A 6,705-nucleotide genomic window follows, 5' to 3' on the forward strand; every position below is an offset into this window, starting at 1 on the left:
TCCCCTCTCGTGCGTGCGCTACAGGCTCGGGTCGATCCCCTGGCTGGGGAAGACCGCCCTGCGGGTGGCCTGGATCGCCTGGTCGACCGGGTCGGCGGGGTCGAAGCCCGCCTCGAACGGGGTGAACCGGGGGGTGCGGCCGTCGGTCATGTACAGCGGCGGAACGTCGCCGGTGCGCCGGCGCACGAGCCCGCGCCACTCCTCGGGGGTGGCCGCCTCCGGGTCGACCCCGCCCCCGGCGGCCTCGGCCAGCAGGTGGGTCCAGGCCCGCGGCACGACCTGCACCAGCTCGTAGCCGCCTCCGCCCAGCACCACCCAGCGGCCGCCGGCGGTGGTCTTGGCCAGCTCGTGCAGCTCCCGGTAGACGCGGCGCTGGCCGTCCAGGCTGAGCATCAGGTTGGCCAGCGGGTCCAGCGCGTGCGCGTCCGCCCCGTGCTGGGTGACCAGCACCTCGGGCTGGAACTCGCGCAGCAGCGGCGGCACCACCGCGTCGAAGGCGCGCAGCCAGCGGGCGTCGTCGGTGCCGGCCGGCAGCGCGACGTTGACGGAGTACCCCTCGGCGCCCGGGCCGCCGCTCTCGGAGGGGCGGCCGGTGCCGGGGAAGAGCGTGAGCGGCGACTCGTGCAGGCTGATCGTCATCACCCGCGGGTCGTCGTAGAACATGGCCTGCACGCCGTCGCCGTGGTGCACGTCGACGTCGACGTAGGCGACCCGCTTGGCGCCCTGCTCCAGCAGCCAGGCGATGGCCAGCGAGGCGTCGTTGTAGACGCAGAAGCCCCAGGCGTTGCCGGGCATGGCGTGGTGCAGGCCGCCGGCGATGTTGGCGGCGTGCTCGGTCTCGCCCTGCCACACGGCGCGGGCCGCGGCCACCGAGGCGCCCGCCACGAGCGACGCCGCGTCGTGCATGTCCGGGAAGACCGGGTTGTCGGGGGTGCCCAGGGAGTGCGCCTCGTCCGGCTCCAGGGTCCGCCCGGCCCGCTTGACCGCCTCGATGTAGCCGGGGTCGTGGACGAGCTTCAACAGGTCGTCGGAGGCCGGCTCGACCGGGATGAAGGAGATGCCGGGGGCGTCGAACACGCCGAGCTCGCGGGCGAGCGCCATCGTCAGCTCCACCCGCACCGGGTTGAGCGGGTGCTCGGGGCCGAAGTTGTAGCCGGTCAGCCCGTCGTCCCAGGCGACGTGCAGCGAGCAGGCCATGCGCCCTCCCCCTGGCGTTGGTGCGGTCCACGCGTGTGTCCGGTGACACACATACTCAAGCACATCCGGACGCAGCGGTGCGATCCGGGCGCGCACCCGTCCCCGCGCTCACCCCTCCGACAGCGCGCGGCTGCGGTCCCGGGCCGCCTCGATGGCGTCGGTGAAGGCGGTGCGCACGCCGTGGCGGTCCAGCTCCCGCACGGCGGCCGCGGTGGTGCCGCCCGGGGAGGTGACGGCCTCGCGCAGCACCACCGGGTGCTCGCCGGACTCGCCGAGCATCGCCGAGGCGCCGGAGATGGTCTGGCGCACCAGGCGCTGGGCGGTGGCGCGGGGCATGCCCATGGCCACGCCGGCCTCGACCATGGTCTCGGCGATGAAGTAGAAGTAGGCCGGGCCGCTGCCGGAGATGGCGGTGACGGTGTCCATGTGCCGCTCGGCGACGACCTCCACCTCGCCGACCGCGCGCAGCAGCCGCTCGGCGCGCTCCAGGTGGCCCTCGTCGGCGGCGCGGCCGCCGGTGATCGCGGTCATGCCCTTGCCGACCAGCGCCGGGGTGTTCGGCATGGCCCGCACCACCGGGACGCCGTCGCCCAGGTGCTTCTCCAGCACCGCGGTGGTGATGCCGGCCGCCACGGAGACGACCGTGGTGCCCCCGCCGACGTAGGGGCTCAGCCCGTCGAGGAGGTCGACCATGTCCTGCGGCTTGACCGCCAGGACCAGCGCGTCGGCGCCCGCGGCCTCGGCCGCCGGGACCGTGCGCACCCCGTAGCGCTCGCGCAGTTCGGCGGCGTGCTCCTCACGGGGCTCGGTGACCAGTACGTCGTCCGGGCCGTGCCCGGTGCTCAGCAGGCCGGCGAGCAGCGCCTCGCCCATCTTGCCCGCGCCAATGATCGCGATCATCCACTCACCCTTTCGGACGCATTCCACTGTAGGCCGGTCACGGAACGCAGCGTGACGCGTCCCTCCCGAACGCGGGTGCGGGCCCGGCCTCAGGACCGGGTGAGCAGGGAGCGTGCGGCGAAGGCGGCGTAGGCGGGGCGCTCGGCGAGGCGGCGCAGGAGGTAGCCGTACCACTCGCGGCCGTAGGGGACGTAGACCCGCACCCGCTCGCCGAGCCCGGCCAGGCGCTCCTGTTCGGCGGGGCGCGCGCCGTACACCATCTGGAACTCGTGGTCGCCGGGGGCGCGGCCGTGGCGCAGGGCGAGGGTGCGGGCGATGGCGATCAGGCGGGGGTCGTGGGTGGCGACCAGCGGGCGGGCCGGTCCGGCCATGAGCGTGTGCAGGCAGCGCACGTAGGCGGCGTCGACGGCGCCGCGGGTCCGGTGGGCGGTGTCCGGGGACGGCGCGTAGGCGCCCTTGACCAGGCGCACGCGCGCGCCGGGGAGGGCGGCGTACCGGCGGACGTCGTCCTCGGTGCGCCGCAGGCGGCTCTGCAGGACGATGCCGAGGCCGGGGTGGCGCGCGCGGAGGCGGTCGGCGATGCGCAGCGTCGGCGCCACCGTCCACTCGGCCTCCATGTCGAGCGTGGCGGTGGTCCCGGCCTCCTCCGCGGCGGCGCAGATGCGCGCGATGTTCTCCTCGGCGAGGGCCTCCCCCTCGCCGCCGAGCCCCAGGCCGACCGCGGTGGGCTTGACCGACACCTCGGCGGCGCCGGTGAGGCCCTCCTCCCCGAGCCGCTCCAGCAGCACGCCGTAGGCGCGGGCGACCGCCCCGGCCCGGGCCGGGTGGTCGACGTCCTCGCCGAGGTGGTCGACGGTGGCGGACAGGCCCGCGGCGGCCAGGGCGCGCACGGTGCGCACGGCGTCGTCGAGCGTCTCCCCGGCGATGAAGCGCCCGGCCAGGGCCCGGGTGACGCCGGAGCCCTCGGCGGCGGACCGGAGCCGCCCGCTTCCGGCGGCCGCGAGAACGGTACGTCTGAACACCACGACGCGCCTCCCGGGTGGACGGCCCTCTCCCCTTTCGAGCCTACGCGCCGCGGGGCGGCCGCGGCGGGTCAGCGCCCGTCCGCCCCCTCCTCCTCGGCCGTGCCGCCGGGGTCGACGACGAAGGTGCGCTCGGGCGCGGCCGGGGCGCGCTGGCGCAGCGCGATCCGCTCGCGCCGGTCCGGGCGGCCGGGCCCCTCGGAGCCCTCGGAGCGACTGGCCCCCGCGGAGCCGCCGCGCCCGGTCCCGCCGTCCGAGGCGCCCGCGAAGTGCAGCCGGCTGAACGCCAGCGCCTCGGCCAGCTCCAGCTTGCGCGCCTCGCGGTCGGCCGCCTTGCGGGTGTTGACCTCCAGCACGATCTGCCCGTCGTAGCCGGTCGTGGCCAGGTGCTCCAGCACCTCGGCGCAGGGCTGCGTGCCGCGCCCGGGGATCAGGTGCTCGTCCAGGTTCTGCCCGCCGACCCCGTCGGCCAGGTGCACGTGGGACAGCCGCCCGCCCAGCCGCTTGGCCATGTCCATGGCGTCCGAACGCGACATCGCGGTGTGCGACAGGTCCAGGGTGACGTCCGGGTAGTCCCGGTCCAGCGGGTTCCAGCTGGGGGCGTAGGGCACCACCTCCCGGTCCCCCATGTGGACCGGGTACATGTTCTCCACGGCGAAGACCACGTCGGTCTCCTCCTGCATGCGGGCGATGCCCTCCTCGAAGGCCCGGGCGTACTCGCGCTGCCAGCGGAAGGCGGGGTGCACCACGATCGCCGTGGCGCCCAGCGCCTCGGCCATGGACTTGGAGCGGACCAGCTTCTCCCAGGGGTCGCGCCCCCACACCCGCTGGGTGAAGATCAGGCACGGGGAGTGCACCGCGGTGACGGGTACGCCGTGGTAGTCGGAGAGCCGGCGCAGCATGTCGGTGTCCTGGCTGACCGGGTCGGAGGAGACCAGGACCTCGATGCCGTCGTAGCCGAGCTCGGCGGCGATCTCGAAGGCGGCGGGCGTCTTCTCCGGGAAGACCGAGGCGGTCGACAGGACCACCGGCGCGTCGGGGACCTCGATAGCGCTCACCCGATCAACCCTATGCGGTGGGGGGCCGGATTCGCCCGGCCCCCCGCGGCGCGGCTAGCCTGCCCGGGGTGAGAGCCGCACTTCAGGGGGCGATCCCCAGCCCCAACATCTGGAACAGCCCCCGGGTCTACGAGCTGGAGAACGCGGCGGTGGACCCGGACGGGCGCATCGCCGCCGCCATGGAGCGCATCCGCCCCCTGGCCGGCGCGCACGTGCTCGACATCGGCTGCGGCACCGGGTACCACCTGCCGGGCTTCGCGGCCGCTGCGGACCGGGTGACCGGGGTCGAGCCGCACGGGGAGCTGGCCGCCGCGGCCCGCGCCCGCACCGCCGGTCTGGAGAACACCGCCGTGCGCACCGGGGTGGCGCAGCGCCTGCCGGTCCCCGACGCCTCGGTCGACGTGGCCCACGCCCGCTGGGCCTACTTCTTCGGCCGCGGCTGCGAGCCCGGCCTGCGCGAGCTGTCCCGGGTGGTGCGCCGCGGCGGGGCCGCGTTCATCATCGACAACGACGCCTCCCGCAGCACCTTCGGCTCCTGGTTCCGCCGCTTCCTGCCCCGCTACGACCCCGACGACGTCGAGCGCTTCTGGGCCGCCCAGGGGTTCGTCCGGGAACCGCTGGAGATCCGGTGGCGGTTCGAGCGGCGCGCCGACTTCGAGGCCGTGGTGGGCATCGAGTTCCCGCCCGCGCTGGCCGCCGAGATCACCGCCTCCCACCCCGGCCTGGAGGTGGACTACGCGGTCAACCTCTGGTGGCGGGAGTACTGAGGGCGCCGCACCTCACCGCTCGTCGAAGGCCACGCCCGAGCCGTCCGAGGAGACCTCCACCTGCGCCCGGTCGCCGGCCGCCGACGCGCACACGATGCCGCTGGAGGCGGAGGTGACCATCGCGTACTCCTCCATGTCGCAGCGGACCCGCTCCTGCCCCGTGCGGTAGCGGTAGCGCTCCTCGACCGCCTCCCGCGACACCGGGAGCCGGCCCGTCTCGTACTCGAAGGCGTCCGGGCCGGTGACGGTCACCTCGAACACCGCGCGGTGGCCCGCGTAGGTCGCGTCGCAGCTCCCGGTGGCGCCCTCCTCGGCGCGCAGCTCCCCGCACTCCACGGAGGACTCCGGGTCGTACTCCATGCCGAACGCGTTGACGAACCGCTTGATCTCGTACTCCACCGACGCGGTGAAGTCGCCCGGGGGCGGTGCGGGCCCGAGGCTGCCCTCGTCGAAGGACGGCTTCTCGGCCGGGACCGGCCCGTCGCGGAACTCCCCGGCCGGCGAGGCCCCGCCCGGCGTCGCCCCCGGGGACGCGCCGTCCGTCGGGCCGCCGTCCGCCGGGGCGGACGGATCGGGCGTCGGGGAGGCGGTCGGCTCCGGGGCGGAGGCGGCCGGTCCGTCCCGGTCGGGCGGGAGCTCGCCGTCCTTGACGTAGGCGACCAGTCCGCACGCGGACGCGGCGGTCACGGCGCCCGCACAGGCGAGCGCCGTGACCGCCCTGCGGACCAGGGTGCTCATCGGTGGTTCCACGGCCGTCCCTCCCAAGTGCCTCGTCCGCGCCTCCCGCCCCCGGGCGCGCGCGCCGGGCGCCCCTGCCCGCGCCCGGCCCTGCCTCGCCCGGTGTGACTCACCGGTCGGCCGCCTGGTTCCGGATCCGTGCCGCTTCCGTGCCGGGTCCCCGGCGGCCCCGTCCACGGCCGTCCACAGCGGGGTGAAACCGGGCCCGCCCTGTCGCCCCGAGGGGCTAGCGTGCAGTCATGGCGAAGAGCGCGAAGAGTACGTTCCGGTGCGGCGAGTGCGGCTGGACCACCCTGAAATGGGTGGGCCGGTGCGGTGAGTGCCAGGCCTGGGGCACCGTCGAGGAGGCCGGGTCCCCCTCGGCGACCGCCGTGGCCCCCACCCGGGTGGCGACCGCCGCGCGCCCGATCACCGAGATCGACGTGGAGTCCGCGCACGCCTCCCCCACGGGGCTGGACGAGATGGACCGGGTGCTCGGCGGCGGGGTGGTGCCCGGCGGCGTGATGCTGCTGGCCGGGGAGCCCGGGGTCGGCAAGTCGACGCTGCTGCTGGAGGTCGCCGCGCTCTGCGCGGACACCGGACCGGTCCTCTACATCACCGGGGAGGAGTCCACCGGCCAGGTGCGGCTGCGCGCCGAGCGGCTGGGCGCGCTCTCCCCCAAGCTCTTCCTCGCCGCCGAGACCACCGTCGGCGCGGTCGCCTCGCACGTGGACGCGGTCGCCCCCTCGCTGCTCATCGTGGACTCGGTGCAGACGATGAGCGCCCCCGAGGTGTCCGGCGTGCCCGGCGGCGTGACCCAGGTGCGGGAGGTGGCCGGGGCGCTGATCCGCATCGCCAAGGAGCGCGGCATCGCCACGGTGCTGGTCGGGCACGTCACCAAGGACGGCTCGATCGCCGGGCCGCGCCTGCTGGAGCACCTGGTCGACGTGGTGCTGCAGTTCGAGGGCGACCGCCACTCCCGGCTGCGGATGCTGCGCGCGGTCAAGAACCGGTACGGCCCCACCGACGAGATCGGCTGGGTCG

7 protein-coding genes are annotated in these 6,705 nt (G+C 75.6%); 2 read left to right on the forward strand and 5 right to left on the reverse strand.

Translation table 11 applies throughout. The features are described 5' to 3' along the window. Nucleotides 1-18: 18 nt before the first annotated feature. The 4 genes from D450_RS0107775 to D450_RS0107790 form a co-directional block, all read right to left on the reverse strand. Nucleotides 19-1,197, reverse strand: a complete 1,179-nt coding sequence (locus D450_RS0107775; protein ID WP_017538109.1) for an acetoin utilization protein AcuC — start codon at nt 1,195-1,197, stop codon at nt 19-21. 108 nt (nt 1,198-1,305) lie between these two features. Next, nucleotides 1,306-2,097: a pyrroline-5-carboxylate reductase gene (gene proC, locus D450_RS0107780; RefSeq protein WP_017538110.1), complete on the reverse strand. Its 792-nt coding sequence runs from the start codon at nt 2,095-2,097 to the stop codon at nt 1,306-1,308. 89 nt (nt 2,098-2,186) lie between these two features. Further along, nucleotides 2,187-3,122, reverse strand: a complete 936-nt coding sequence (locus tag D450_RS0107785) for a proline dehydrogenase family protein (protein ID WP_017538111.1) — start codon at nt 3,120-3,122, stop codon at nt 2,187-2,189. Between the two features lie 68 nt (nt 3,123-3,190). Beyond that, nucleotides 3,191-4,177, reverse strand: coding sequence for a sugar phosphate isomerase/epimerase family protein (locus D450_RS0107790; RefSeq protein ID WP_017538112.1), 987 nt, complete (start codon nt 4,175-4,177; stop codon nt 3,191-3,193). A 149-nt stretch (nt 4,178-4,326) separates the two neighbouring features. Between D450_RS0107790 and D450_RS0107795 the strand changes: the two genes are divergently transcribed. Further along, nucleotides 4,327-4,944: a class I SAM-dependent methyltransferase gene (locus D450_RS0107795; RefSeq protein WP_017538113.1), complete on the forward strand. Its 618-nt coding sequence runs from the start codon at nt 4,327-4,329 to the stop codon at nt 4,942-4,944. A 12-nt stretch (nt 4,945-4,956) separates the two neighbouring features. Here the strand turns inward: D450_RS0107795 and D450_RS0107800 are convergent, their stop codons facing one another. Further along, entirely contained in the window at nt 4,957-5,682 is a 726-nt protein-coding gene (locus D450_RS0107800; RefSeq protein ID WP_241483089.1) for a hypothetical protein, read from the reverse strand. A gap of 239 nt (nt 5,683-5,921) precedes the next feature. Between D450_RS0107800 and D450_RS0107805 the strand changes: the two genes are divergently transcribed. Next, the coding region (locus D450_RS0107805) for an AAA family ATPase (RefSeq protein WP_017538114.1) at nt 5,922-6,705 on the forward strand (784 nt) is incomplete at its 3' end.

The organism is Nocardiopsis halophila DSM 44494 (assembly GCF_000341245.1).
Classification (GTDB): domain Bacteria; phylum Actinomycetota; class Actinomycetes; order Streptosporangiales; family Streptosporangiaceae; genus Nocardiopsis_A; species Nocardiopsis_A halophila.